The sequence below is a fragment of the Alteribacter keqinensis genome (genome assembly GCF_003710255.1).
GTDB classification, from domain to species: Bacteria; Bacillota; Bacilli; order Bacillales; family Salisediminibacteriaceae; genus Alteribacter; species Alteribacter keqinensis.
This window is the reverse complement of sequence record NZ_RHIB01000002.1, coordinates 573,999-599,775: the sequence shown is the minus strand read 5'-3', so window position 1 is coordinate 599,775 and position 25,777 is coordinate 573,999. Positions and strand designations below refer to the sequence as shown.

Annotated in this window: 23 protein-coding genes; 17 read left to right on the top strand and 6 right to left on the bottom strand. The window is 46.9% G+C overall.

The annotated features are described in order from the left end of the window. Positions 1-128 precede the first annotated feature (128 nt). Entirely contained in the window at positions 129-950 is an 822-nt protein-coding gene (locus EBO34_RS14310; RefSeq protein WP_122899705.1) for a lipoate--protein ligase family protein, read from the bottom strand. A gap of 153 nt (positions 951-1,103) precedes the next feature. Here EBO34_RS14310 and EBO34_RS14305 point away from each other — a divergent pair, with 153 nt between their 5' ends. From EBO34_RS14305 to EBO34_RS14285, 5 genes are all read left to right on the top strand, one after another. Then, positions 1,104-1,328, top strand: coding sequence for a YuzB family protein (locus EBO34_RS14305; protein WP_122899703.1), 225 nt, complete (start codon positions 1,104-1,106; stop codon positions 1,326-1,328). A 419-nt stretch (positions 1,329-1,747) separates the two neighbouring features. Beyond that, on the top strand, positions 1,748-3,052 hold the full coding sequence (locus EBO34_RS14300) for an HD domain-containing protein (protein WP_122899701.1): 1,305 nt from the start codon (positions 1,748-1,750) through the stop codon (positions 3,050-3,052). Positions 3,053-3,054: 2 nt separating this feature from the next. Continuing rightward, on the top strand, positions 3,055-3,561 hold the full coding sequence (locus EBO34_RS14295) for a YwgA family protein (RefSeq protein WP_122899699.1): 507 nt from the start codon (positions 3,055-3,057) through the stop codon (positions 3,559-3,561). A 30-nt stretch (positions 3,562-3,591) separates the two neighbouring features. Next, positions 3,592-3,897: an antibiotic biosynthesis monooxygenase family protein gene (locus EBO34_RS14290; RefSeq protein ID WP_122899697.1), complete on the top strand. Its 306-nt coding sequence runs from the start codon at positions 3,592-3,594 to the stop codon at positions 3,895-3,897. Continuing rightward, positions 3,894-4,259, top strand: a complete 366-nt coding sequence (locus tag EBO34_RS14285; protein ID WP_122899695.1) for a hypothetical protein — start codon at positions 3,894-3,896, stop codon at positions 4,257-4,259. Before EBO34_RS14290 ends, EBO34_RS14285 begins: the two co-directional genes overlap by 4 nt. Before the next feature lie 43 nt (positions 4,260-4,302). Here the strand turns inward: EBO34_RS14285 and thmT are convergent, their stop codons facing one another. After that, on the bottom strand, positions 4,303-4,494 hold the full coding sequence (gene thmT / locus EBO34_RS14280; protein WP_122899693.1) for a 2-hydroxymuconate tautomerase: 192 nt from the start codon (positions 4,492-4,494) through the stop codon (positions 4,303-4,305). A gap of 340 nt (positions 4,495-4,834) precedes the next feature. Here thmT and EBO34_RS14275 point away from each other — a divergent pair, with 340 nt between their 5' ends. After that, on the top strand, positions 4,835-5,365 hold the full coding sequence (locus EBO34_RS14275) for a YwhD family protein (protein WP_122899691.1): 531 nt from the start codon (positions 4,835-4,837) through the stop codon (positions 5,363-5,365). Between the two features lie 712 nt (positions 5,366-6,077). Here EBO34_RS14275 and EBO34_RS14270 read toward each other — a convergent pair. After that, positions 6,078-8,162 (bottom strand): transglycosylase domain-containing protein, encoded by a 2,085-nt coding sequence (locus EBO34_RS14270; RefSeq protein ID WP_122899689.1) that lies wholly within the window; start codon positions 8,160-8,162, stop codon positions 6,078-6,080. Between the two features lie 605 nt (positions 8,163-8,767). Here EBO34_RS14270 and speE point away from each other — a divergent pair. Continuing rightward, a complete protein-coding gene (speE, locus tag EBO34_RS14265) occupies positions 8,768-9,595 on the top strand; it encodes a spermidine synthase (protein ID WP_122899687.1) in 828 nt (275 codons plus the stop codon). A gap of 12 nt (positions 9,596-9,607) precedes the next feature. Further along, a complete protein-coding gene (gene speB, locus EBO34_RS14260; protein ID WP_122899685.1) occupies positions 9,608-10,483 on the top strand; it encodes an agmatinase in 876 nt (291 codons plus the stop codon). Positions 10,484-10,561: 78 nt separating this feature from the next. Here speB and EBO34_RS14255 read toward each other — a convergent pair whose 3' ends face one another. Then, positions 10,562-10,870, bottom strand: coding sequence for a hypothetical protein (locus EBO34_RS14255; protein WP_122899683.1), 309 nt, complete (start codon positions 10,868-10,870; stop codon positions 10,562-10,564). 340 nt (positions 10,871-11,210) lie between these two features. On the opposite strand from EBO34_RS14255, the gene EBO34_RS14250 reads away from it, so the two are divergent. The 4 genes from EBO34_RS14250 to EBO34_RS14230 all read left to right on the top strand — a co-directional run bounded on the left by EBO34_RS14250 (position 11,211) and on the right by EBO34_RS14230 (position 15,287). Next, entirely contained in the window at positions 11,211-11,651 is a 441-nt protein-coding gene (locus tag EBO34_RS14250) for a YwiB family protein (RefSeq protein WP_122899681.1), read from the top strand. After that, positions 11,648-13,318, top strand: coding sequence for an arginine--tRNA ligase (gene argS, locus EBO34_RS14245; protein WP_122899679.1), 1,671 nt, complete (start codon positions 11,648-11,650; stop codon positions 13,316-13,318). Before EBO34_RS14250 ends, argS begins: the two co-directional genes overlap by 4 nt. A 529-nt stretch (positions 13,319-13,847) precedes the next feature. Continuing rightward, positions 13,848-14,015: a XapX domain-containing protein gene (locus tag EBO34_RS14235; protein WP_122899675.1), complete on the top strand. Its 168-nt coding sequence runs from the start codon at positions 13,848-13,850 to the stop codon at positions 14,013-14,015. A gap of 468 nt (positions 14,016-14,483) precedes the next feature. Beyond that, a complete protein-coding gene (locus EBO34_RS14230; protein WP_122899673.1) occupies positions 14,484-15,287 on the top strand; it encodes an alpha/beta fold hydrolase in 804 nt (267 codons plus the stop codon). A gap of 83 nt (positions 15,288-15,370) precedes the next feature. Here the strand turns inward: EBO34_RS14230 and uvsE are convergent, their stop codons facing one another. Beyond that, positions 15,371-16,327 carry a UV DNA damage repair endonuclease UvsE gene (uvsE, locus tag EBO34_RS14225; protein WP_122899671.1) on the bottom strand — a complete coding sequence of 319 codons (957 nt, stop codon included), beginning with the start codon at positions 16,325-16,327 and terminating at the stop codon, positions 15,371-15,373. Between the two features lie 20 nt (positions 16,328-16,347). Further along, the gene (gene cls / locus EBO34_RS14220) at positions 16,348-17,559 is read right to left on the bottom strand and encodes a cardiolipin synthase (RefSeq protein WP_122899669.1); all 1,212 of its coding nucleotides are present in this window, start codon (positions 17,557-17,559) and stop codon (positions 16,348-16,350) included. A 235-nt stretch (positions 17,560-17,794) separates the two neighbouring features. Between cls and EBO34_RS14215 the strand changes: the two genes are divergently transcribed. The 5 genes from EBO34_RS14215 to EBO34_RS14195 all read left to right on the top strand — a co-directional run bounded on the left by EBO34_RS14215 (position 17,795) and on the right by EBO34_RS14195 (position 25,771). Continuing rightward, complete coding sequence (locus EBO34_RS14215; protein ID WP_122899667.1) at positions 17,795-19,900, top strand: (Fe-S)-binding protein; 2,106 nt, start codon at positions 17,795-17,797, stop codon at positions 19,898-19,900. Positions 19,901-20,080: 180 nt separating this feature from the next. After that, complete coding sequence (locus EBO34_RS14210) at positions 20,081-21,259, top strand: acetyl-CoA C-acetyltransferase (protein ID WP_122899665.1); 1,179 nt, start codon at positions 20,081-20,083, stop codon at positions 21,257-21,259. A 761-nt stretch (positions 21,260-22,020) separates the two neighbouring features. Next, positions 22,021-22,872 (top strand): 3-hydroxybutyryl-CoA dehydrogenase, encoded by an 852-nt coding sequence (locus tag EBO34_RS14205; RefSeq protein ID WP_122899663.1) that lies wholly within the window; start codon positions 22,021-22,023, stop codon positions 22,870-22,872. Positions 22,873-22,888: 16 nt separating this feature from the next. After that, entirely contained in the window at positions 22,889-24,031 is a 1,143-nt protein-coding gene (locus tag EBO34_RS14200; protein WP_122899661.1) for an acyl-CoA dehydrogenase, read from the top strand. Between the two features lie 597 nt (positions 24,032-24,628). Further along, positions 24,629-25,771, top strand: coding sequence for an acyl-CoA dehydrogenase (locus EBO34_RS14195; RefSeq protein WP_122900129.1), 1,143 nt, complete (start codon positions 24,629-24,631; stop codon positions 25,769-25,771). Positions 25,772-25,777: the final 6 nt, after the last annotated feature.

The window sequence follows — 25,777 nt, the reverse complement described above, 5'->3', positions numbered from 1 at the left end:
GTGCTTAAGTGTAAAAAGAGTGTTCCTAAGTGTAAAAAACCAAAGACTAAACGTAAAATCCCCCAGCCCCCCTCCAAGTAAATGTAATAACCGCCCCGCCCCTAACAGGCGAAGCGGCTGCGGCTGCGCTATTTCATCAATTTCTCATTTCTCTTAACCATCCTCGCGAGGTTCTCCTCATAGACGTCCCACTGCTCCATGCCGAGGCTCAGGTTGCCGAGTTCATCTGAATACTCCTTCAACGTAAGAAGCATCGAATGAAGAAGCCCGTCTACGTTTAACCGCTCCCCTGTGAGTTCCTCAAGGGACGCCATCCGTTCCGGCACAATGCGGGGGTACGTATACTTCGACTCTTCTCCGCCCGCAGCAACCTCATAAAAGCGGCGGATGAGGTCGGCCCGTTCACTGCCGCTCCCTGTTACAGCGAGATAAATCTGAACAGCAACACCGCCGCGAAGCCTACGCTGGGAAATTCCGGCGAACTTCTGTCCGCCGACACTCAGGTCGTAACGTCCCGGACAGTAACTTTCCGCAATTTCTCCGTCCACAATCTCAAGCCCGCAGCCACGGAACCAGTACCGCACAAATTCGACCATTGCTTCATAGCCGCTGTCAATACTCAGGCGCTTCTCATCCTTAAAGATCAGGCTCACATTCAGCACGCCTTCATCAAGAACAACGGCAAGGCCGCCGGAATTTCGCACGATTACGTCAAAACCTTCTGTACGTAAAAAATCAATCCCTTTGTCAATATGGGGAAGCCGGCTGTCCTGAATACCGAGGACGATGGTCCGGTCGTGAACCCATGTCCGTGCAATGCCCCAGTCTGCTTCAGTGGACACGAGACGGCAGAGGGTGTCATCCATGGCAAACGAGTGCATCGGATTTTCGCTCAAACCTGTGACGGATTCATCCATTACGTACCAGCTGTTTCTATGTAAAATACTCATTGGGTTTTCTCCTTCAGATACATTAATCAAACGGTTAAATTATATCACAAAATGGACAAGGTTACCGTTGCATTCGCCTGTCTCTGCATAGTAAAATACACGATAGCGGCAAAACAGCCTTAACTAAAAATTGAAAATAAAGTGGTGGTTAAAGTGGCAAATGAATTTCGCATCTGTGACGATTGTCAGGCCACAAATATCCAGACACTCGTTCCAAAGTTAAAGGAACTGGATCCCGAAGCTGACATAAAAGTAGGGTGCCAGGCCTATTGCGGACCGGGGCGGAAAAAAGTCTTTACCTTCGTAAACGACAGGGCAGTTGCCGGTCTCAGCGAAGAGCAGCTGATTGATAAAGTTCAAAAACGAATGAAAAAATAAAAGGTACATCCGATGAGGAGGGGGTACCGGGGGAAAGCACCTCCGGGAGGCGCCCTCCTTTCTATTGCTCTGAACTCATACAATTCCTGTAAAAACCTCCACAAATATCGACAAAAAGTTCCTTTTTCCTATTGTTCTTTAGTATAATAAGAACATGGAATTGAACGGTACAGAAGACATATACAACACAGAATGACAGCTGCCCCAGGAGTGCGGAAGGCATCGAAAAAGTTCGGTCTATAACTTTTCCGGTGCCTTCTAAGCAATGAGCGTAACGGTTGCATTTTTTAAAATCCTGGTATGAGCGGGTTTCTCGTAACAGGCGCGCAACCGAATGGAGCCATTGCAACTCAAATAAAAGGCACTGAAAAAGTTGTTTTTACTTTTTCAGTGGTCTCAGAGCAGGAAAGGAGCCTTTCATGACCGGCCCATTTAAAAAATTAAGTGAAGAAAAGGTGTTTAAAGATCCGGTTCACCGCTATATTCATGTGCGGGACGAATTAATCTGGAAGCTGATCGGAACGAGAGAATTTCAGCGTCTGCGCCGGGTCAGACAGCTTGGAACGACATACGTAACGTTTCACGGTGCAGAACATACGCGTTTTAATCACTCACTTGGGGTATATGAAATTATGCGCCGTATGGTGGAAAATATAGAGGAAAAAGAAAACTGGGACCCGGAAGAGCGTCTTGTCTGTCTGAGTGCCGCCCTTCTTCATGACGTAGGACATGGTCCATTTTCCCACTCCTTCGAGAAAGTGTTCCACACCGATCATGAGCACTGGACCCGTGAGATCATTCTCGGGCAGACGGAAATCAATGCTGTATTAAGAACAATCAGCGATGCTTTTCCTCAAAAGGTTGCAGATGTGATCGGAAAAACATACGACAATAAACTCGTGATCAGCCTTATTTCCAGCCAGATTGATGCCGATCGTATGGATTACCTTCAGCGGGATGCCTTTTACACTGGTGTGAGTTACGGTCACTTTGACATGGAACGGATTTTACGTGTTATGAGACCGACACAAGATCAGGCTGTGTTTAAGTACAGCGGTATGCATGCGGTGGAGGATTATATTATGAGCCGCTACCAGATGTACTGGCAGGTCTATTTCCATCCGGTGACAAGAAGTGCTGAAGTGATTTTGAGTAAGATCCTGCATAGAGCCAAACACCTTTATGAAGAAGGCTACTCATTTAAAGACGAGCCCCGTCATTTCATCTCCCTTTTCTCAGGGAGCATTACGCTGGAAGACTACCTGAAGCTTGATGAAGCGGTTATTATGTATTATTTCCAGATGTGGCAGGAAGAAGACGATTCAATATTGAAGGACTTGTGCGACAGGTTTATGGATCGCCGTCTGTTTAAATACGTGGAATGCGATCCGAGCACCCAGATGAAAATCTGGCCGGAGCTTCTTCAGTTATTTAAAGAAGCAGGCATCGATCCGGCTTACTATCTCGTTATCGACTCATCTTCAGACCTTCCCTATGATTTTTACCGTGGGGGAGAAGATGAGGAACGGCTGCCGATCCACCTGCTTATGCCGGGAGGAGAGCTTCGTGAATTGTCCCGTAAATCAGATGTCGTAGAGGCCATTTCGGGTAAAAAGAGAACCGACCACAAGTTGTACTTTCCAAAAGACTTTCTCGATGACAACAGTACACATAAAGAGATAAAGAATAGAATTAAGACTTTACTTATGACTCAGGGGGGATAACCATGCTTAACGAGCATGCAAAACTGCTGTCACTTATTCAGCAGGCTGGCGAAATCGTCGGGCGTAAAAAACTTCAGAAAATCGTATACATCGTCAAGAAGCTCGACCTTCCTTTTTACGAAAAATACCATTTCAGAATGTACGGACCTTACTCCGAGGAGCTGTCTGTCCGTATGGAGGAAATGCGGGATCTCGGATTTATATCAGAGGTGAAAGAAGACAAAAGCAGCTATCACCAGTTTCGCTACTCTCTGACTGAAAAAGGAGAAGAGTTTCTGACAATCTCAGACTTTGAGTTTCCGGATCCTAAAGAAATGCTTGACGATCTAAACAGCAAAAGCTCCCGATTCCTGGAGCTTGTATCCACAATGTTTTATTTTGAAGATTTATCCAATGAGGAAATTAAGCAAAAGGTGTTTACAATCAAGGCGAAACAAAACTACACTGAAGAAGAAGTAGAAGAGGCCTTCAGTTATATCAAGGCTCTTCGCCAAACAAAAGTAAACTAACGGTTTGCTTTTTAGAGGAGAGTGTTATTTTTGTATATCGTCCACTCAGTTGTCACGATTCCGGAAGAAAAATCAGATGAAGTAATCGGACTTTATCAAAACCGCTCCAAGCTGGTTGATGAAGCAAAAGGATTTATCTCCTTCAAGCTTCTTCAGAACCGCCATAAACCAGGTGAGCTTACTGTACAAATGGAGTGGGAAACAGAGAAGGATTACACCGACTGGATCCGGAGTGATGATTTCAAACGGATACATGAACTGGAAAAGAAATATCCGGATAAAGAACTGGCTAATGTAAAAGCGCGGGTTCATCAATACAAGGTGGTGGCGACGTGATCTCCCAAGCAGAAGAAGAGCGTATCGCCATAAAGCTGACCGACCGTTTTTATGAAGAATACGGGGAAATGCTTAAGAAGTTTGGTGACCGTGGCAGGACGCATACAAAGAATGACATTCATCATCATTTTAACTATTTAAAAACAGCTCACGAACTTAACAATAAAACAACCTTTACAGACTATGCGATCTGGCTGAACACTGTTCTTACAAGCCGTGGCGTTCCTACTGAGCTGCTTGAGAAAAACTTTCAGTGGCTTATTGAAGAGTTTGAAAATCATGACGACCCGGAAGTGTTTTACATTGAAACACTTGAGCTTGCTTTACAAGAACTTCGTGAAGTTGAACAGCATCATAAATAACGCAAAGACGACCGCAGCGGGTCGTCTTTTTGTGCAGATCGGGTTATGGCATCACATCGCTGATCCGTTCACCGTTTACTCCGTAGTTGGCCGGGGACATTTCTTCAATAATCACGGCGACTTTCTCCCGGGGAGCCCCTGTTGTTTCTGAAACAGCATCAGTAACCTTTTTTACGAGTTCACGCTTTTGGTCGTCAGTACGGCCTTCAATCATTTTTACTGTAACGTATGGCAATGTTCATCCATCCTTCCTCATGATAGGTCGATCGTTTAATACACTAATAGACGTTCTTATTTCACTTTAAACCGAATGACGCCATTCGTCACGTTTTTTACCGCCAATGCCATGCAAGATTGAAATTGAATATGATAAACTAAACGAAACGCTGTTTTCGTAAACATTGTTGCTTCTATAAAAGTAATGAAGAAGCCGAAGTGTCCGAGACTCCTGTGGCATTGGAGGCTTGCCGGCACGGCCACGGAAAGCTAAGGCTTAAACAATTATCTCGGAAAAAAGATAGCAACAATTTATATGGAAACAACTAAACGAAATGACGTTCGAATGGAGGATGATTATGAAAAACTTGTTTGATGATAATAAAGGTAAAAAGCGCGGACAGGGCTTTAATATATTGAGTTCAGATTCTACTGATGGACACGGAGGCTACGGTTCCGGGGTCCTTAACCTGAACAACATGTCTCCGGTTTTCATCGATGTACAGGAAGGAGAAGCCTTTGTGGATATGGGGGCGCTCCACGCAAGAAGCTCGGTGGAGAAAGGGATTAAGTTTCTTCGTGAAAAAGACCAGGTACCAAACGGGAAGCCGTACTGGCTTGTCTGGGTAACCGTGGAAGACAAGGGGGACGGCCCTTTTTACCATGGGGTAACTGCATGTGAACTTACTGTGGACCGTGAAATCCGCCGGGGATATAAGAGCCTTCCCGAGCACGTAAACAACATGGACCGCTCACTTAAAGGCCGCGTCATCATTGATCATATGGATGAGAAATCAAAAAGCGTGCTTGCTGGTTTCCTAGAAGGGCATAACAAAGAGGTCTGGGACCGTTCACCGGATGCATTGAAAGAAGGGCTTAGAGCTGAATAAAAGCAACCGCAAATGTGAACGTCTTGTGAACAAATCTTAAAACGTCAGAAATGTCTCTTGCGATTTTCACACGAAGTTTGTAAACTTAGACTTACGTGTCTGACACACACAATATACTAAGACAAAAAGACAAGCGAAGGGAATGCCAACCCTTCGCTTGTCTTTTTTTGTACACAAATCAATGCTTAAGAAAGAGGGGGAGATGCAGACTTCATGCGCTTTGTATTCCACGGAAGGGTTATAAGCCTCTTCGTTCTTCTGCAGGAGTGCCGCATCAACTACGATGCGTTGTGAAAATCATGGGAGAGAGATAATTCAGCTGAAAAAGCCCATATGCACTTCTTGCAATAGTGTGAATAAGCATAGGTGTCTGTTCTCACAAAGATTGTTGCTTTTACTTAAAATAATAATGAAGCCGAAGTGCTCGAGACTCCTGTGGCAGTGACGAGCGTTGGCATCATGAATCTGCTTCGAGTTGCTTCGACGCAAACACTTCGAAGCATAAGCTTGTAGAGGAAGAAGCAGGAACCACTTCTACTGAAGACCACGCAGAGCTTTTGCTCGAGGAGGTTTGCCGGCACCGCCACGGAAAGCGAAGGGCACTTCGGCTTCATCTAGACTTACCATTGTGAAGAGAATTGACTAAAAGCAGCAATTTATACGAAAACAGTGATTAGTGAAAGAAGTGAATATTTTCCTTTCTGAAACCTCGTTAATCAAACCACTTAAAGAAACGGTCGATGAAGCTTGACGGTTCTTCATCGGGTTCTGCTGCTTTTTTACCCGGCTCCCGTCCTTCCTGGTGATCCGTGCAGTACTCTGTCGGCTCTGTTCCCTGAAGGAAATAGGAGGTTCGCTGGATTGGGCACGAATCTGTGGCAAGCTTCCCGTTCAATGGGTTGATGTCGACTCCGACAACATTCGGCGGCTGCTCAAATGGCAGGATCAGCTCATCCTCCAGCGCTTCACGCATGAACTGGGCCCAGATTCGTTTTGAATACAGTCCCCATTCATTGGATGATGGCAGGTTGCTAAGCTGTTTGTCATTTCCTATCCATACCCCTGTCAGCAGCTGCGGCGTATAGCCGATCATCCAGCTGTCATGGGTAGTGGATCCGCTTTTTCCTGCGATAGGACGGTTCAGAAGATGAATCAGGCTGCGCCCGGTTACCGCAGTACCGGAACGTGGATCATTCAGCCCCATTTCAAACATCCCATGCATCATATCGGTCATTAAAAATGCGTAAGCCGGATCGATGACTCTGGACGGTTCGTTCTCCGCCCGGTAAAGCTCATTTCCATTCCGGTCGACAACACGGGTCACAAGGGTCGGTTTTACTCCGTAACCTCCGTTGGCAAACGGGCTGTAAGCGTTAGTCATCTCAATGACACTCACATCGGCAGCTCCGAGCGCGAGTGAAGGAACCGGACTGACAGGACTTTCAATGCCAAATCGCTTGACGGTATTTACAAGCGTGTCGAACCCTAGAAGGAAGTGGGTTTTCATCGCATAGATATTGTCTGATACAGCGAGTGCCTGCATCATCGTCACGTTGTCTTCCGCGTAACGGTCGTTGAAGTTTTTAGGCGAATAGGTTTTTCGTCCATCGTCATATACGAAATCCGTTGCTTCAATTTTAAATTGCGTATTTGGTCTGAAGCCTTCCTCCAGCGCTGCATAATATAGAAGGGGCTTCATCGTGGATCCGGCCTGTCTTCTTGCCTGGGTTGCCCGGTTGAAGGAGCTTTCCTGATAATCCCGGCCCCCGACCATGGCCTTCACGTAACCGGTCCTTGGATCCATTGCTACAAAAGCGACCTGTAAATCATAGGGTCCTGCCATTTCCTTTTCGATCCAGTCCTCGGCGAGGCGCTGCTGTTCCTGGTCCAGGGTCGTGTGGATTTCAAGACCGGAAGAATGGATGGCAGCAGCGTCCATTTCCAGCTCTTCTTCCAAAAAGGTCTGTACAGCGTCTTGAAAATAAGGGGCTGTTCTTTTACCCTGAAAGTCACTGAACGCTTCCGGTTTAACAACTTCCCCGGAAGCCCGGGCGTACTCTGCCTGTGTAATGCTTTCAGTATCCAGCATGGCTTTTAGGACAATGGCTTGTCTCCCACTTGCCTGGGTGGGGTTGTTGTGCGGTGAGTAAAGCCCCGGTCCTTTTGGAATTCCTGCTAGCATGGCGGCTTCAGCGACGGAAAGTTCTGAAGCAGGCTTACCGAAATAAAAGTTGGCTGCGGCTTCGATGCCATAAGCACCGTGTCCGTAATAAATCGTATTTAAATAACCCTCAAGGATTTCTTCTTTCGTATAATGCATCTCAAGCCTCAAAGCGTACATCGCTTCGTTAAGCTTTCTCACCCACGTTTTATCATGAGTCAGATACAGGTTCCGGGCGTACTGCTGGGTGATTGTACTCGCGCCCTGGAGTTTTGAGCCGGCTGTCACGTTTGTCATCGCGGCTCTGGCGATTCTGAGCATATCAAACCCGTGATGATCATAAAACTTCCTGTCCTCAATCGCAACTGTGGCGAGAAGAATGTTGTCGCCCATCTCCTCAAGAGGGATCCAGTGCCGGTTCTGCCCTTCATGCTGCTCACCGATGACTTCACCGTCTGCGGAGTAAATCACCGTTGTTTCAGGAACTGAAAGGGATGGTGCCCCCAACTGATAAACGTAGCCAAGGAGAATGGCGGTAACGACCAGCTTACTGACCATAGAGAATAACCATAATCGAATAAGCTGGCGCAGGGGCCTGCTTTTTTTGCGCTGCTCTGTCCTTGTTCTGATTTCCATCCCTTTTCACCTCATTAGCGGTAAATATAAGAGTGCTTTCCACAGTTTTCCACAAAGGTGAGGGAGATATACATAGGGAGCAGGGGACTTTTGAGGAAAGGGAGTGTGGATTAAGGAAACAGGATTTACAGTAAGGAATCGAGCCTGTGTTTTAAGGAAAAAGCATGGATGAATAGGGGGTTATCTTTGGCTTACCGGAGTAAGGAATAATCGTTTGTATTAAATAAAACGTTGTTTTAAGGGGAAAAGATCGGCGGAGGGAGTTTTCAGGATAAAGTAAGATTGTTCAGGATATATGTTTTTTGTCAGGAAAAACAGCTGATAGTTCAGGTTATTTTTCATTAGTCAGGATAAAGAGCGGATTCTTCAGGAAAACCCCCAACCACCCGTCTCCGATATCCTCCACCCTCCGAAAAACTCCGCAAAAACTATTCCCATTTCAAAAAGGATCGGCTATACTTCAATAGATTAGAACATCATCCACCGCCCAAAGCCTGTCCGGTGCAAGTTTTACAGCGTGCCTGGTTACGTTAAAGATGTTTACAAAAAAGGCGCGGCGTGAAATCAATAAATAAGATCCACACATACTTAAAGAGGTGAAAGTTTTGTCTATTTGGTTTACAGAAAAGCAGACGAAAGATTTTGGTATAACAGCACGCATTAAAAAGACGTATCACAGTGAAAAAACAGACTTCCAGCAGCTCGACATGGTGGAAACCGCTGAGTTTGGCAACATGCTTCTTCTTGACGGCATGGTCATGACAACGGAAAAAGACGAGTTTGTCTACCATGAAATGGTGGCACACGTACCGCTATTTACCCACCCGGATCCGAAAAACGTCCTTGTTGTGGGCGGCGGTGACGGCGGCGTGATCCGTGAGATTCTGAAGCACCCGTCAGTGGAAAGAGCAACCCTTGTTGAAATCGACGGAAAGGTTATTGAGTACTCTAAAGAGTTCCTGCCGTCCATTGCCGGGAAACTGGAAGATCCCCGTGTAGAGGTAAAAGTAGACGATGGGTTTATGCACATTGCGAAAAGTGAAGCAGACTATGACGTGATCATGGTCGATTCCACCGAGCCTGTTGGCCCTGCTGTGAACCTGTTTACAAAGGGGTTTTATGAAGGAATCGCAAAAGCCCTTAAAGAAGACGGCGTGTTTGTAGCCCAGACGGACAACCCTTGGTTCCACCAGGACCTGATCCGTAACGCCTACCGTGACGTAAAAGAAACGTTCCCGATTACCCGTCTTTACACAGCGAACATTCCAACGTACCCAAGCGGACTCTGGACGTTTACGATCGGATCAAAGAAACACGATCCTCTTGAAGTGGCGGAAGACCGTTTTCATGAGCTTGATACAAAATACTACACAAAAGATATCCACCGTGCAGCGTTCGTGCTGCCGAAATTCGTGGAAGATCTCTTGAAATAAGGAGGCCTTTTCATGTTTTTTGACCAAGGCTACTCCGGTCGTGTATTCATTATGGGGGACCGTTCCTACGAAGAGAGCAATATCGTTATTTTTGGCATGCCGATGGACTATACTGTGAGCTTCCGTCCCGGTTCAAGGTTCGGGCCGAACCGTGTCCGTGAAGCATCCATCGGACTTGAAGAGTACAGTCCGTATATGGATCGTCATTTAGAAGACGTGAAGTATCATGATGCAGGGGACATGTTGCTGCCGTTCGGGAATGCAGCGAAAAGTCTCGATATGATTGAGCAATATGCCGAGCAGCTGATCACTGACGGAAAATTCCCTCTCGGAATTGGCGGAGAGCATCTTGTGACGTGGCCGATTATCCGTGCTATGCACAAAGAGTATGATGAGCTTGCTGTTATTCATATCGATGCCCACGCGGACCTTCGTGAGGAGTACGAAGGGGAGGAGCTCTCCCATTCAACTCCGATCAGAAAAACCTGTGAGCTGATCGGACCGGAGAACGTATACTCATTCGGGATCCGCTCGGGTATGCGTGAAGAGTTTCAGTATGCAAAAGAGAGCGGCATGCACATGAGCAAGTTTGAAGTGGCTGCACCTCTTAAAGAGGTTCTGCCAACCCTCAAAGGGCGCCCAGTCTATGTAACCATTGACATTGACGTGCTTGACCCGGCATTTGCACCGGGAACGGGAACGGCGGAAGCAGGAGGGATTTCCTCCAAGGAGCTTCTCGAAGCCATCCAGGCGATTGCCCACTCCGGCATCAACGTGGTCGGCTGTGACCTTGTTGAGGTGTCACCGCCTTATGATCCGTCCGACCAGACAGCGATTGCTGCAAGCAAATTCATCCGCGAAATGATTTTAGGCTGGCCAAAAAAATAATCACTCTCCAGCTGAAAATACCCGCATCAAAACATTGCAAAAGGCACGAAGAACTGTTCTTCGTGCCTTTCAGTGTGGTTACCAGGATGAAAAGTGACCGGCAAAAATGACAAATATCTGATACAAAAGAAAGAAAGCACAGGCAAGATACACGACCCATCGTTTTCTTTTTTGTCTATAGTTGTTGGTCATACTTACTAAAAACCACATTCCAAGATAAAAGAAAACGGCAGAACTAATAACCTCGATACCGTCTAATCCAATCTGATACATGGAAATGATAAATATAACGAAGAATATCCCGCCGAGACCAAGCACTTTTAATGTTTTTGTATTCATTTTATCCATTGTCTCGGTCCTTTTTTGTACATCACGGTCTGCTCTCAAGACGACTCACTCCTCCAAGTTACAGTTTCCATACTTCGTTAATTATTCTTTACGGTTAAAACCTCTCAAAGTTTCAAATTTTAACGGTAGTCAAGCTTAACTGTAATTAAACACTCTCAATGATTATGCCGGAATGTGTAATATCCTCTCTTGTATTTTCCAAATCCATTCCCTGCACAATATAGGGGCCATGAAAGAAAAAGTCATTTTAAAGAACGTAGTGGTGATTACCAGAACCCCGCACCTTGAATAATAGGGGTGAAATCAGCTATAATACTTAAGTTATAAGGTTTTTTTAAAGTGTTAATGATAGACATATAACGAAAGTTCGGTGACAGAAATGGAAGGACTTCTAGTCCATATTCATATGAAAACACAGATAAATGACCAGGGTCGTAAGGAAACGAACACGGTCAAAGCAACAGGTCGTCTCATGTCCAAAGGGCAGGTAACCTACCTTCGTTTTGAAGAACCTGCTGAAGAGGGCATTGATAAAACGATGCAGACCGTAAAGGTGCAGCAAGGGGAAATGTCGGTGATCCGAAAAGGAGCCGTCAATATGAACCAGCGCTTTGTAACCGGCGTCGAAACGGAAGGGACGTACCACAGCCCGTACGGCCCTATGCGTATGCTCACGGATACAAAAAACGTCCGTTTTTTGTGGGACGAGTCAGCAAGCAAAGGGGAAATACAGCTCAGCTACGCCCTCACACTCCAAGGGGAATTTGCAGGGGATTATGAGATGCGCGTGACATTAAAGGAGGACAAAGAAAGACAATGAGCCAAGTAGAGGAAATGAAACAGCTATTAAAAGATGAAATTAAGCAGTCGGTAATCAGCGCAGGCCTCGCTTCGGAAGAGGAGATTCCAGAGCCGGTCATTGAGCTGCCTAAGGACAAGGCCCACGGAGACTATGCAACAAACATGGCCATGCAGCTTGCACGGGTGGCTAAGAAAGCACCTCGGATGATCGCAGAGGAAATGGCTGCGAACTTTAATAAAGAGCGCGCCCATGTTAATAAGATCGACATTGCAGGACCGGGATTTATGAACTTTTTCATGGATAACAGCTATTTGAGCGATGTGGTCCGTACCGTACTTGAAAAAGGGGACGACTACGGCCGTACGAACTTTGGCGGGGACAAGTCCATCCAGGTGGAGTTTGTATCCGCAAACCCTACAGGAACCCTTCACTTAGGCCATGCCCGGGGAGCTGCCGTCGGTGATTCTCTTTGCAATATCCTGGATAAGGCTGGCTATGATGTTGCCCGTGAATATTACATCAACGATGCCGGCAATCAGATAGAAAACCTCGCTGTAAGTCTTGAAACACGTTACCTGGAGGAGCTTGGGGAACAAGCCGAAATGCCAGAAGACGGATACCGGGGACAGGATATTATCGGCTTTGCGAAAGAAATCGTGGAAGTGTACGGAGACCGTTTCCAAGATGTTCCCCGTGAAGAGCGTCTTGATTTCTTCCGCGAATACGGTCTGAAGCGCGAGCTGGATAAATTAAAAGAGGATCTGGCAAGTTTCCGGGTCAACTTTGACAACTGGTACTCTGAAACATCTCTTTACACAACAGGCAAAGTGGAAGCCATTCTTGAAGAGCTTCAGGAAAAAGGAGAGACGTATGAAAAAGACGGCGCCCTCTGGTTCGAATCTACAAAATACGGTGACGATAAAGACCGTGTTCTTGTAAAAGGTGACGGATCCTATACGTATCTGACACCGGATATTTCCTACCACAAAGACAAGTTTGCCCGTGGCTTTGAAGAACTGATCAACATCTGGGGTGCTGACCACCACGGCTACATCCCCCGAATGAAAGCAGCGGTTCAGGCTCTTGGCTACGACCGCGACCAGCTTGGTGTACAGATTATTCAAATGGTAAACCTGTTCCAGGACGGGGAACGAGTGAAAATGAGTAAGCGTACTGGAAAAGCCGTTACCATGCGCGACTTGATGGAAGAGGTAGGCACGGATGCCACACGCTACTTCTTCGCTATGAGAGCAGCAGACACCCACATGGATTTTGATATGGATCTGGCTGTTTCCAAGTCCAACGAAAACCCGGTTTACTACGTGCAGTATGCCCATGCACGCATTTGCAGTATGATCAGACAGGCAAAAGACGCTGGATTTGAGGCCGATCCGTCTGTTGACCTGACTTGCTTAAGCAGTGAAAAAGAACTCGATCTCCTGAAAAAAGTCGGCGAATTCCCTGAAGTCGTCAGTGACGCTGCAGACAAACGCGCACCGCACCGCGTAGCCAATTACGTATTCGACCTTGCCCAGGCACTGCACAGCTTCTACAACGCTGAAAAAGTAATCAACGAAGACGACGCAGACCTCACAAAAGCCCGCCTGGCGCTCATGGAGTCAGTCCGTATTACACTAGCCAATGCACTCTCCCTAATCGGCGTATCCGCACCCGAGAAAATGTAAGAGGAAAACGGGAAGGTCGAACTTAACCTTCCCGTTTTCCGAAGCGATGAGCGAAGCCGCTGCTGTGTTTTGAAGGCTGAGAGGCGCATTTCCTGTCAGCCGCGCAGCGAGCGGAGCCATTGCAAAAGAATGAAGGTCGAACTTAACCTTCCCGTTTTCCGAAGCGATGAGCGAAGCCGCTGCTGTGTTTTGAAGGCTGAGAGGCGGGTTACCTGTCAGCCGCGCAGCGAGCGAAGCCATTGCAAAAGAATGAAGGTCGAACTTAACCTTCCCGTTTTCCGAAGCGATGAGCGAAGCCGCTGCTGTGTTTTGAAGGCTGAGAGGCGGGTTACCTGTCAGCCGCGCAGCGAGCCCGGAAGATCTATAATGTAAGAGGCGCCGGAGGAGAATTCCCCGCTGGCAGCCTCTTTTATTTTCCTCAAGTATAGATGTACGGACCTCTTTCTGGTACGATAAAAGGTGTCTATAAGTAAAGCGCTTACGTACATACTAATAATAAGATAAAATTGTGTTGAAAAGGGTGAACCGCATGCAGGAGATATTCATGGCTTTAATTGCAGGCCTTGTAGTAGGGTTTGTTTTTGCACTTATCAAGCTTCCAATCCCGGCACCGCCGGCTATAGCAGGAATCGTAGGGATTTTCGGGATTTACCTCGGCTACAAGCTGTTCAGCTTCGTATCAGGTTACTTCGCATAGAAAACAGGGTGGACAAAGAGGCAGCTGCTTCTCTGTTCAGCCTGTTTTTATATATATGGAGTGATAAATGGCAGATATATCTTCAAAAATGATCGATATGTTCGCAGAGGGAGGACAGTCCATGTCGTGTGGACACTCGACAGACGAATATCCGTAAAAGAGCCAAGTCGATGAATAAAAGAACAAACTCGATGAACAACTCGACGAAGGTGATGAACAACTGCTTAAACCGGCAAAACGCCCCCCCCCCCCCTCGAGAAGATCATTGTTTATTTTTTGAACAGTTAGTTGCAGCGAATGCGTGACACTCCAGCAGGACCAGGAGGCTCACCGGCACCCCTCGGAAAGGAAGAGCAATTGAGCGGAAATCAACACCAGAGTTCAACAGAGTAAATTTATAAATATATTAATAATACACTCTGAAATGAGACACCATAAGAGTGATTATTAACGAGGGTGGTGGATTGGATGCCGTGGACATGTGATCGGGATCAGGCGGGTATTTACTATGAAATAAAGGGGCGTGGTCCGTCCATTTTATTTATTCATCCACCCAGCATGGGGCATGTGACATTCCGCAATCAGACTGAAGCACTCGTGGATTCTCATACCATTATGGTTATTGATATAAGAGGGAACGGACGAAGCGGACTTGATGACACGCCTTTGTCCATGGAGCTTCTGGCAGATGATATAAGAAGGGTTCTCGACCACGCCGGTATCCGCCGGACATTTATCTGCGGCTATTCAAATGGAGGGTCCATCGTTCAGGAATTCTGTATCCGCTATCCCGAGAGAACAAGAGGAATGATTCTCCTCGGAGGTTTTTCCGAAGTAAACAGCTTCCTGCTGCGAAATGAATTCCGTTCAGGCATAGTGGCAGCACGGCTGAAAAAGATGCGGACCATATCAGAAGTTCTTGCAGCTGCTCACGAAAAAGGCGGGAAAAGAAAAGAACTGGCGGAATATGTACGCCGCACATCACCTTCCTTACTGGCAGATCTTTACGAACTGGGGCTCCACTATAAGTCAACAGACAGGCTGCATCACATCACCTGTCCGGTCCTTCTCGTCTATGGTCAGTGGGACTACTACGTACATCATTACCGGTTAATTTTCCAGAAGAAGCTTAAGGTCCCTTGCGATGTTATTTTTATCGGGAAAGCGACCCACCAGCTGCCTACAAAGCATTCAAAAGTACTGAACCGCGTTATCCATGAGTTTATTGTTAAATCGATTAAGAATGAACGGAAAAAGCGTGTACAACAATAAAGAAAGCATGACAAAAGCGCCCGGGGCATCATTGTTTCCTGAGCGCTTTTTACATACTTCATCTTTTGGTCCCCACACGACAACTATTTTTTATACTCAATAGATGCACCTGACGTTCGTTTTACGCCGCGCACTTTCGATATGTCTTCCATAAAGGCGAGAAGAGCCTTGTCTTTCTGCTTGGCTTCAATCATGACGTCGAAGTCCGTATCAAACTGGCGCATCGTTTCAAGAAACGGTCTCACAAACGAGGTATCAAGTCCTTCGGCGTGGGAACGGGACCGCTCGCCGTCCTTAGGAGAAGAAAGATGAACTTTGGGTCTGAGCCCGGTTGATTCCCACGTCTCCAAAACTTTAGGCAACGTTTCCTCCAAAGGCTCTGCCCCCGGATAAACAACATGGTGATGGTAGTCAAAGACAAGAGGGAGGCTTTCCTTTTTGCAGATAAGAAGCACATCGTTTGTGTGATAGGATTTATCGTCATTTTCAATCATAAGCCTGTTTTTCAAGTGGGACGGAATGTCGTTTATGTTTTTTGTGAAACGCCTGACTGCCGTTTTTTTATCCCCGTATGTACCTCCTACATGGAGAACGAACCGGCACTCCTGAAGACCCATAGCCTCAGCCATCTTATGGTGGTAGGTGAGATCCTCAACAGCCCTATCAGTGACGTCCTGTTTTTCAGACGTGAAGAGGGTAAACTGATTTGGGTGAAAACTTGTCCGGATGCCATGATTCCTCACGAGTTCACCAATCTCTGCCCATTTTTTCTTGAATGGCGTTACATAATCCCACGCAGCTTCGGGGTGGGTTGCGAGAGGGACCATTGATGAGGAAAACCGGAACAGTTCAATTTCGTGGGCAATGCAGTAATGGACTGCACGCTTTGTGTGAGCGATGTTCCTAGCGGTGATCTGATGGAGTTTTTCAATGCGGTCTGCTTTAGACAGTCTTTTAGCATGTGCCCATGTTGTTGTATGAGCAGGGGAAGCATTCCATAACGAAAGGGCATGTGAGACAAAACCAAACCGAATGATCATGAAAAACCTCCTTCTTCCGGCTACATTAAAGGACCAATGGCTGAAGCCAGTGCTTCTTTACTTCTTTTCAGCAATGACCGTTTGTTTAACTGTTCAATCGTCACCCGGTCGCTGCGGTTCAGATCTTCTTTTACCTGTTCCATCACCTGTTCAATCCAGCTTTCGTTATAAATCAGACAGTTCACTTCATTGTTCAGGTAGAAACTCCGTTTATCAAAATTGGCCGTTCCGATGTCACAGATATTGTCGTCTACAATGATGGCTTTTGAATGATAAAAGCCCTGAAAGTAAAGGTGGATGTCCACACCTGCTTCAATAAGAGGGCGGAAGTAAGGGTAGGCAGCATGGATCACGAGAGGGTGATCAGGGTTTTTGGGCATAAGCACCCGAATGTCCACTCCGCGCTTGGCCGCTTGGATGAGTGCGTCTTTTACCTTTTTACCCGGAACAAAATAAGGGCTGCCGATAATTAACGACCGCTTGGCTTTGGAAATCAGTGTAAGAGCAAGCTCTTCCACATGAGCCCCGTCTGATGGGAAGATCTGAATTTGTTTTTTCCCTTCGTGTTGGGGAGGGTAGAAACGGTCTTCGTGAACAAGATCCTCCGAAGACCCGCTTTTCCAGTCAATAAGGAACTGCTTCTGCAGGTCGATGACACCTTCTCCTTTAACTGCCAGGTGATAATCACGCCAGGGACCGAATTCCGGGTCACGCCCCAGATACTCATCACCCACGTTATAACCCCCGATATAGCCAATCCGCCCATCAATCACAGTAATTTTGCGGTGGTTACGCTGGTTGGCACTGTAAAACAGAAAAGGAAGCTTTGGTTTATTTGTAATGGTAAGCTGTACACCGGCTTGCTCTAACGCTTTTCTCCCTTTCCTTGAGACTCTTATTCCCATGAAATCCACCATAAGCCTGACCTCTACACCGGCCTTTGCTTTACTTTTCAGCTTTTCAAGCATCTTTTTACTGATGTCATCTTCCCTGAAAATATAAAAGAGCATATGAATATGCTGCTCCGCCTGCTCAATCTCTCCAAAAAGATGATCAAAGAGTTTGTCACCTCTTGCAAAAAATTCAACATCGCTTTTTCTGAAGGGAGGCTCCTGATAGGGTGGAATATTTTTATGGTGAATGTAGCGTGCAATATTAAAATCGATAATAAATAAAAGGATAACGGCTAAGAGAACAAGAATAATGATTAGAAGAATATTCAGGATTGCCATATTCGGACCTCCTTACGTGTGGGATCTTGCGCCGCATCAAGCTGCTGACACTTCTTCTAGTTTCCCTCTTCAAGTGAAAATCAATCCATCCGGATAAAAAAATGACGTGAATGAATACTCATTCACTATTCGTTGTGGTATAATAAAAAACAAAATTCATTCTATTTTCTGAAAAGGGTTTTTCTTCCGATTTTTCCAGGCGGGAGAAAAATGTCTGAAAGGGGCTGTCTACATCATGGATCCAATCCTCATCAACTGGCTGATGTTCATTCTTGTAACCGGTTACGCGCTTTATTTGTTTGCGACACTGGTCAAAACAAGAATCGAATACATCAAGCTTGGTCAAAAAGCGGAGTTTACCCGTTCGGTAAAAGAACGGAAAGATGTGTTCTTTAAGCAGGTATTCGGTCAGGAAAAGTTGCTGAAGGATAAGAAGAGCGGTATCATTCACCTTATGTTTTTCTATGGCTTTTTACTCGTGCAGTTCAGTGCCATTGACCTGATCTGGAAAGGTCTTGCCATTGGCTCACACCTGCCTTTGGGACCGGTATATCCGTTCTTTACGTTCTTCCAGGAAATTGTTGTCTTAATGATCCTTGTAGCCGTTGTCTGGGCATTCCACCGGCGCTACGTTGAAAAGCTTGTCCGCCTTAAGCAAAATGCCAAAGCGGGGCTTGTTCTCATTTTCATCGGCGGCTTAATGATTTCCAAGCTGTTCGCCAAAGGAACGGAAATGATCTGGCTCGGAAAATCAGCAACCTGGGCTGAGCCGATTGCGACTGGAATTGCAACTGTTCTTTCGCCGATCGGTACAACTGCAGCAGGTGCCCTGTTCTTCGTATTCTGGTGGGCACACCTGTTATTCCTGCTCGTCTTCCTTGTGTACATTCCACAAGGGAAGCACGCTCACTTAATTGCAGGACCGGCAAACGTATACTTAGGACCGACACATAAAACAGGTCAGCTGAAACCAATCAATTTTGAAGATGAAGATGCAGAGAAGTTTGGTAAAAACCAGATCGAAGAGTTTGACCAGAAGCAGCTTCTTGATCTTTACGCCTGCGTGGAATGCGGACGCTGTACGAATATGTGTCCGGCAACGGGAACAGGGAAGATGCTGTCTCCGATGGACCTGATCGTAAAAATGCGTGATCATTTAACGGAAAAAGGCGCAGCTGTCACGTCACGCAAACCGTGGATGCCGACGTACGCCTTTGATAATACCCGTGCCAATCAGCTGGCGGCTGCCGGAGCAGCCGGGCAGGAAGCAGCTGCTGCTTCTGAAGCTTATGACGTAAGCCTTATCGGTGACGTCATTACAGAAGAAGAGCTGTGGGCTTGTACTACCTGCAGGAACTGTGAAGATCAGTGCCCGGTAGCCAACGAGCACGTGGATAAAATTATCGACATGCGACGCTACCTCGTTTTAACTGAAGGAAAAATGGACCCTGAAGCACAGCGGGCCATTACAAACATTGAGCGCCAGGGCAACCCGTGGGGGATCAACCGTAAAGAGCGTGAGAAATGGCGTGACGGCCGGGACGATATTTACGCACCTACGGTAAAAGAACTGAAAAAAGCGGGAGAAGAATTCGAATATCTCTTCTTTGTAGGCTCAATGGGCTCATATGATAACAGAAGCCAGAAAATTGCCCAGTCTTTTGCTAAAGTGATGAATGAAGCGGGCGTTAAATTTGCTATTCTAGGAAACAAGGAAAAGAACTCCGGTGATACTCCTCGCCGTATCGGAAACGAGTTCCTGTTCCAGGAGCTTGCCACAGCGAATATTGCGGAATTCGAGAAAAACGACGTGAAGAAAATTGTCACGTTTGACCCTCACGCATACAACACGCTGAAAAACGAATACCCAGACTTCGGTTTGGAAGCAGAAGTGTATCACCACACCGAGCTTCTTTACGAACTTGTCCGTGACGGACGTCTGAAGCCGGCAAAAGAAGTGAATGAAGTCATCACATATCACGACTCCTGTTACCTCGGCCGCTACAATGATGTATATAATCCGCCGCGTGAAATCCTGAAAGCGATCCCCGGCGTCCAGGTGGTGGAAATGGAACGTAACCGTGAAAACGGTATGTGCTGTGGGGCCGGCGGAGGAATGATGTGGATGGAAGAAGATACTGGAACCCGTGTAAATGAAGCCCGTACCGAACAGGCACTTGCTGTGAGCCCATCGGTCATCGGCAGTGCGTGTCCTTACTGTCTGACCATGCTCAGTGACGGTACGAAATCGAAAGAAGTAGAAGAGTCCGTGAAAACAATGGATATTGTAGAAATTTTAGAAAAATCTTTGGAAACAAAAAAGGAATCTGTCACTGTATAAAGAAGTAAGTAAAGTGATGAAAAAGTAAATCACATCCGGGAGGAGGGAGGATCATTCCTTCTCTCCGGATGTTACAGCATTTTTTTGGGAGCCTTTTTGAAAGCGCTTTATTCTTTGTCATGTAATTGGTCTGAGCGAGCGTTCAATCATATTGTTCAAATTTAAAGGAGGAATAATCAAATGGGAAAAACGGTCATTGTTAGCGGAGCCAGAACACCGGTTGGGAAACTGGGCGGAAAACTTTCAGGATTCACAGCATCGGAACTTGGGGGAAAAGCAATCTCTGAAGCTTTGAAACGAGGAAACGTAGACACAGGTGATGTTCAGCACGTCATTATGGGGACAGTGCTGCAGGGCGGACAGGGGCAGCTTCCATCACGACAGGCACTGCACCATGCAGGCCTTCCTTGGGAGACGGAAACAGAAACCATCAATAAAGTCTGCGCATCCGGTATGAGAAGTGTCACATTAGCTGATGTATTAATTCGTTCCGGCGAACACGATACGGTTGTGGCCGGCGGGATGGAATCTATGAGTAATGCACCGTATTTTGTGAAAAATGCCAGATTCGGCGTCAAAATGGGACCAACGAAATTTGAAGACATGATGATTCATGACGGACTGACTTGTACGTTCACCGGTGTTCACATGGGTACCTACGGAAACAAAACAGCGAGCGAATATGAACTTACCCGTAAAGTGCAGGATGAGTGGTCCTACAGAAGTCATCAGAGAGCGACTGATGCCATCACCGCAGGAAAGTTCGCTGACGAGATCGTGCCGGTGGAAGTACCGCAGCGAAAAGGGGAGCCTCTCGTTGTAAAAGACGACGAATCTCCACGGGCAGATACGTCTGTTGAAAAGCTTGCGAAACTAAAGCCTGTATTTGGTGCAGACGGGACGATTACAGCAGGAAATGCTCCTGGTGTAAACGACGGAGCCGCAGCATTGGTCGTTATGGACGAAGCAAAAGCAAAAGAGCGGGGTCTTGAGCCGCTTGCAACAATTATCGGGCATACACAGCTTGCAGTAGAGCCGGAAAACTTCCCAAAAACACCGGGTCTTGTCATTAACAAACTTCTTGAGAAAACAGGAAAATCCTTAAGCGATATCGATCTGTTTGAAGTGAACGAAGCTTTCGCAGCCGTGTCACTTGCAAGCGGGAAAATTGCAGATCTCGATCCTGAAAAAGTAAACGTAAACGGCGGAGCAGTAGCACTCGGTCACCCAATCGGTGCAAGCGGAACCCGAGTCATCCTGACCCTTGCCTATGAACTTAAAAGAAGAGGCGGCGGAATCGGTATTGCCTCCATCTGCAGCGGCGGAGGACAGGGCGACGCCATCATGATCCAAGTGTAATAAACCTGCATGTAAAGATGACGATTGGTCTTGTATAAAAGACGATGCAGCAGGAATGCGCGTCACCACCGGGGAGATTGAAGGGCATGGAAGCAGCAACGATATTACTGAAAACTTGCTTAAATCCCACAATGGAAAAACCTTTTAAATAGTTCACCCTGGTATTTTTTATGGCTCTCAACTACTCATTGCTATTCTAAGCTTCGTTGAACGGAATACGCCCCCTTTCCGCGGACTCGCGCCGAGCCTCCTCGGGGCTCTGCCCCTGTGGGGTCTCGCCTTTCTCGCACTTCCGCAGGAGTGTCGCGTATTCCGTTCCACTCCGCACAATGCGCTGGGGAATAAGAGTACAAGGATAACCATACCGAAAATAGACAGCATGCCTGCTTTGGATTTTGTAAAAAAAGGTGATGAAGCCGAAGTGCCAGCACTACCGCGTAAAGCGAAAGGCACGCAGCCTTTATCTCAAGTGTCCTGATTAAAGAGAAGATAAACAAAGGAGGCTGACTTTTCGGCCGAGGTATCTTTATCCTCTTGTCAAAGTAATGCGCAGTTGAACGGATATATGCGACACTCCTGCGGGAAAAGCGAGTTCCGGGGAGACCCCGCAAGCGCGCAGCGCTGAGGAGGCTCCTGAACCGCCCGCGGAAAGGGAGCATATTCCGTTCAACGAAGCTGAATTTAAATAAAGGACTATAGCATCCTTCCAAAGCCAACTAAGCGGTAAGTCAAAACACTGTCAAAAGGAGTCGTTAAACCCCATGGATATAAAACGCGTAATGGTCGTAGGTGCAGGACAAATGGGTTCAGGAATTGCCCAGGTATGTGCCATGAACGGCTACGAAGTCATTCTTCACGACCTGAAGGAAGAATTCGTCCAAAAAGGTATTGAAGGAATAAAAAAACAGCTTGAAAAACAAGTCAAAAAAGAACGGATTTCAGAAGCAGACATGGACCGGTTCCTCCGTCAGGTACATCTGTCCACAGACTTAAACAATGCTTCTGACGTGGATCTTGTTATTGAAGCTGCAGTAGAAAACATGGAAGTAAAAAAGAATGTGTTCAAGCAACTAGACGCCATATGCCCGGAACATACGATTCTCGCCACAAATACGTCCTCTCTTCCGATTACAGAAATCGGAGCGGAAACGAACCGTCCATCGAAAGTGATCGGCATGCATTTTATGAATCCGGTACCGGTCATGAAGCTTGTTGAAATTATCCGTGGACTCGCTACAGACCAGGAAGTTTATGATGCAATCCGGACCATGTCCGAAAACTTGAAGAAAACACCAGTTGAAGTTCAGGATTTCCCTGGCTTTGTATCAAACCGCATTCTTATGCCGATGATCAACGAAGCCATTTATACGGTATATGAAGGTGTGGCATCACCAAAAGACGTGGACGAAGTGATGAAGCTCGGAATGAACCATCCAATGGGCCCGCTCACACTTGCAGATTTCATCGGCCTTGATACATGCCTGTACATTATGGAAACCCTTCACGAAGGATTCGGCGATGACAAATACCGTCCGTGCCCGCTTCTCCGTAAATACGTAAAAGCCGGCTGGCTCGGCAAGAAAACAGGTCGGGGTTTTTACGAATACAGCTAGAGAGGCGTGAAGCACCATGGAACTGAGATGGAACGAAGAACAGGAAATGATGCGGAAGATGGTCCGCCAGTTTGCAGAGGAGAAAGTAAGCAAAGCAGTACAGCGAATGGAAGAGACCGACGAATTTCCTGGTGAGATCGTTAAGGAAATGGGAAGCCTCGGACTTATGGGGATCCCTATTAAAGAAGAATACGGCGGAGCCGGAATGGATTTTACATCCTACATTCTGGCGATTCATGAACTGTCAAAAGTAAGCGCCACACTGGGCGTTGTCTTATCTGTTCATACTTCGGTAGGAACAAACCCGATACTGGACTTTGGAAACGAAGAACAGAAAAAGCGATACGTACCCAAACTGGCATCAGGTGAGTATATCGGTGCCTTCGCTCTAACCGAGCCAGGCTCCGGAAGTGATGCGGCCGGGATGAAGACGACCGCTGTAAAAAAAGATGATCATTACATTCTGAACGGATCGAAAGTGTTTATTACAAATGCAGGTGCTGCCCAAACGTATATCGTTTTTGCCAAGACAGAGCCGACTGCAGGCGTTAAAGGCATCAGCGCATTTATCGTGGAAAAAGATACACCGGGATTTACGGTCGGCGCGAAGGAAAAGAAGATGGGCCTTCACGGTTCAAACACGTCTTCCCTTTCATTTGAAGATGCCAAAGTACCTGTTGAAAACCTTCTTGGTGAGGAAGGAGAGGGCTTTAAAATCGCCATGGCAAACCTCAATTTCGGCCGGATCGGCATCGCTGCCCAGGCGCTCGGGATTGCTGAAGCGGCCCTCGAGTACGCAACAGCCTATGCTAAAGAACGAAAGCAATTCGGCCGCTCGATCGGCTCCCAGCAAGGTGTCGCCTTTAAGCTTGCAGACATGGCCACTAAAGTGGAAGCAGCCAAGCTCCTCACCTACCGTGCAGCAAACCTGAAAGAACACGGACGCTCCTGTGGAATGGAAGCATCCATGGCGAAGATGTTCGCCTCTGACACAGCCATGAAAGTGGCAACAGAAGCGATTCAGGTCCTCGGGGGATACGGCTATGTAAAAGAATACCCGGCAGAGCGTTTCTTCCGCGATGCAAAAGTCACACAAATCTACGAAGGAACCAACGAAATTCAACACCTCGTAATCAGCAAAGCACTACTTAACAACTAAATGCTTTGTTGGAATTACTGAAAAAGGGATGGGGTAATCCGAGATCATCACAACCTTTTACGATTAAAACACCTTCCAACTTTATTGAGCAGTACTTCTGTAAATAAAAGAAGATGAATCCTGAATACACGAGTCTCATGTGAAAGCGCATGAAAGAAACTGAAAAAATAAAAGTGTGACGCCAAGAACGTCATGCTTCAAGGCTCTAGAATTGCAGAAAAATCAGGATTTGATTCTTTGACAACTAAAGGACGTTGTCGTTAAAAGTAGTGTTGATTGGAGCGAATGCGCGACACTCCTGCGGGAGGAGCGAGTCCCTGGGAGACCCCGGAAGCGCAAGGCGCTGAGGAGGCTCCCGGACCGCCCGCGGAAAGTGCAATGAGCGTAAATCAAGATCTACCTGTAACAGAGCCGATGTTTAAAGTAAATGGACTTTTTCAGTGGTCTCCACCAGCACAAGGAGGCTCGGCGGCACCGCGGATAGCGAAAGACATGGCGACAGCATCAAACCGATTTCTTACCAAACCAAAACAAAACAACAGAACAACGAGAATAAGAGGCTGTAAGCATGACAGCCCAACCTATGGAGGAATAAAAATGGATTTCTTACTCAGTGAAGAACAACAGATGATCCGGAAGATGGTCCGGGATTTTGCAGAAAACGAAGTAGCACCGACAGCGGCAGAACGTGACGAGGAAGAACGATTCGACCGCGCCATTTTTGACCAGATGGGAGAACTCGGACTGACAGGCATTCCATGGCCGGAAGAGTACGGCGGTATCGGAGCCGATTACTTAAGCTACGTCATTGCCGTAGAAGAACTTTCCCGTGTCTGCGGATCAACAGGCGTAACCCTATCCGCCCACATCTCACTGGCAGGGTGGCCGATCTATACGTTTGGAACAGAAGAGCAAAAGCAAAAATTCCTTCGTCCAATGGCCGAAGGAAAGAAGATGGGAGCCTACGGGCTGACAGAGCCCGGATCCGGAAGCGATGCTGCCAGTATGAAAACTGTGGCAAAGCGAGACGGGGACGACTACATCATTGACGGTTCGAAAATTTTCATTACCAATGCCGGCGAAGCAGAGATCTATGTTGTTTTTGCCCTCACAGATCCAGAGAAAAAGCACAAAGGATGCTCCGCATTTATCGTTGAAAAAGGAACGCCCGGCTTCTCCATGGGGAAAAAAGAAAGCAAACTTGGCATCCGTTCGTCTCCAACCCTTGAAATCATTTTCGACCAGTGCCGTGTACCTGCAGAAAACATGCTGGGCAATGAAGGAGACGGCTTTAAGATTGCCATGATGACCCTTGACGGCGGACGAAACGGGATTGCAGCCCAGGCAGTAGGGATTGCCCAGGGAGCGCTGGATGCGTCTGTCAATTATGCAAAAGAGCGTAAGCAGTTCGGAAAGCCAATCGGCGTTCAGCAGGGTATCGCCTTTAAACTCGCAGATATGGCTACTAAAATTGAAGCGTCCCGCCTTCTCACGTATCAGGCGGCCTGGAGAGAAAGCCAGGGCATCTCCTATGGAAAAGAATCAGCGATGTCGAAGCTGTTCGCAGGAGATACCGCCATGGAAGTGACAGTGGAAGCGGTTCAGGTATTCGGAGGATACGGTTATATTAAAGAGTATCCTGTAGAGCGCTACATGCGTGATGCGAAAATTACACAGATTTACGAAGGTACCAACGAAATTCAGCGCCTCGTCATTTCAAAAATGCTGCTGGCAGATTAATAGAAT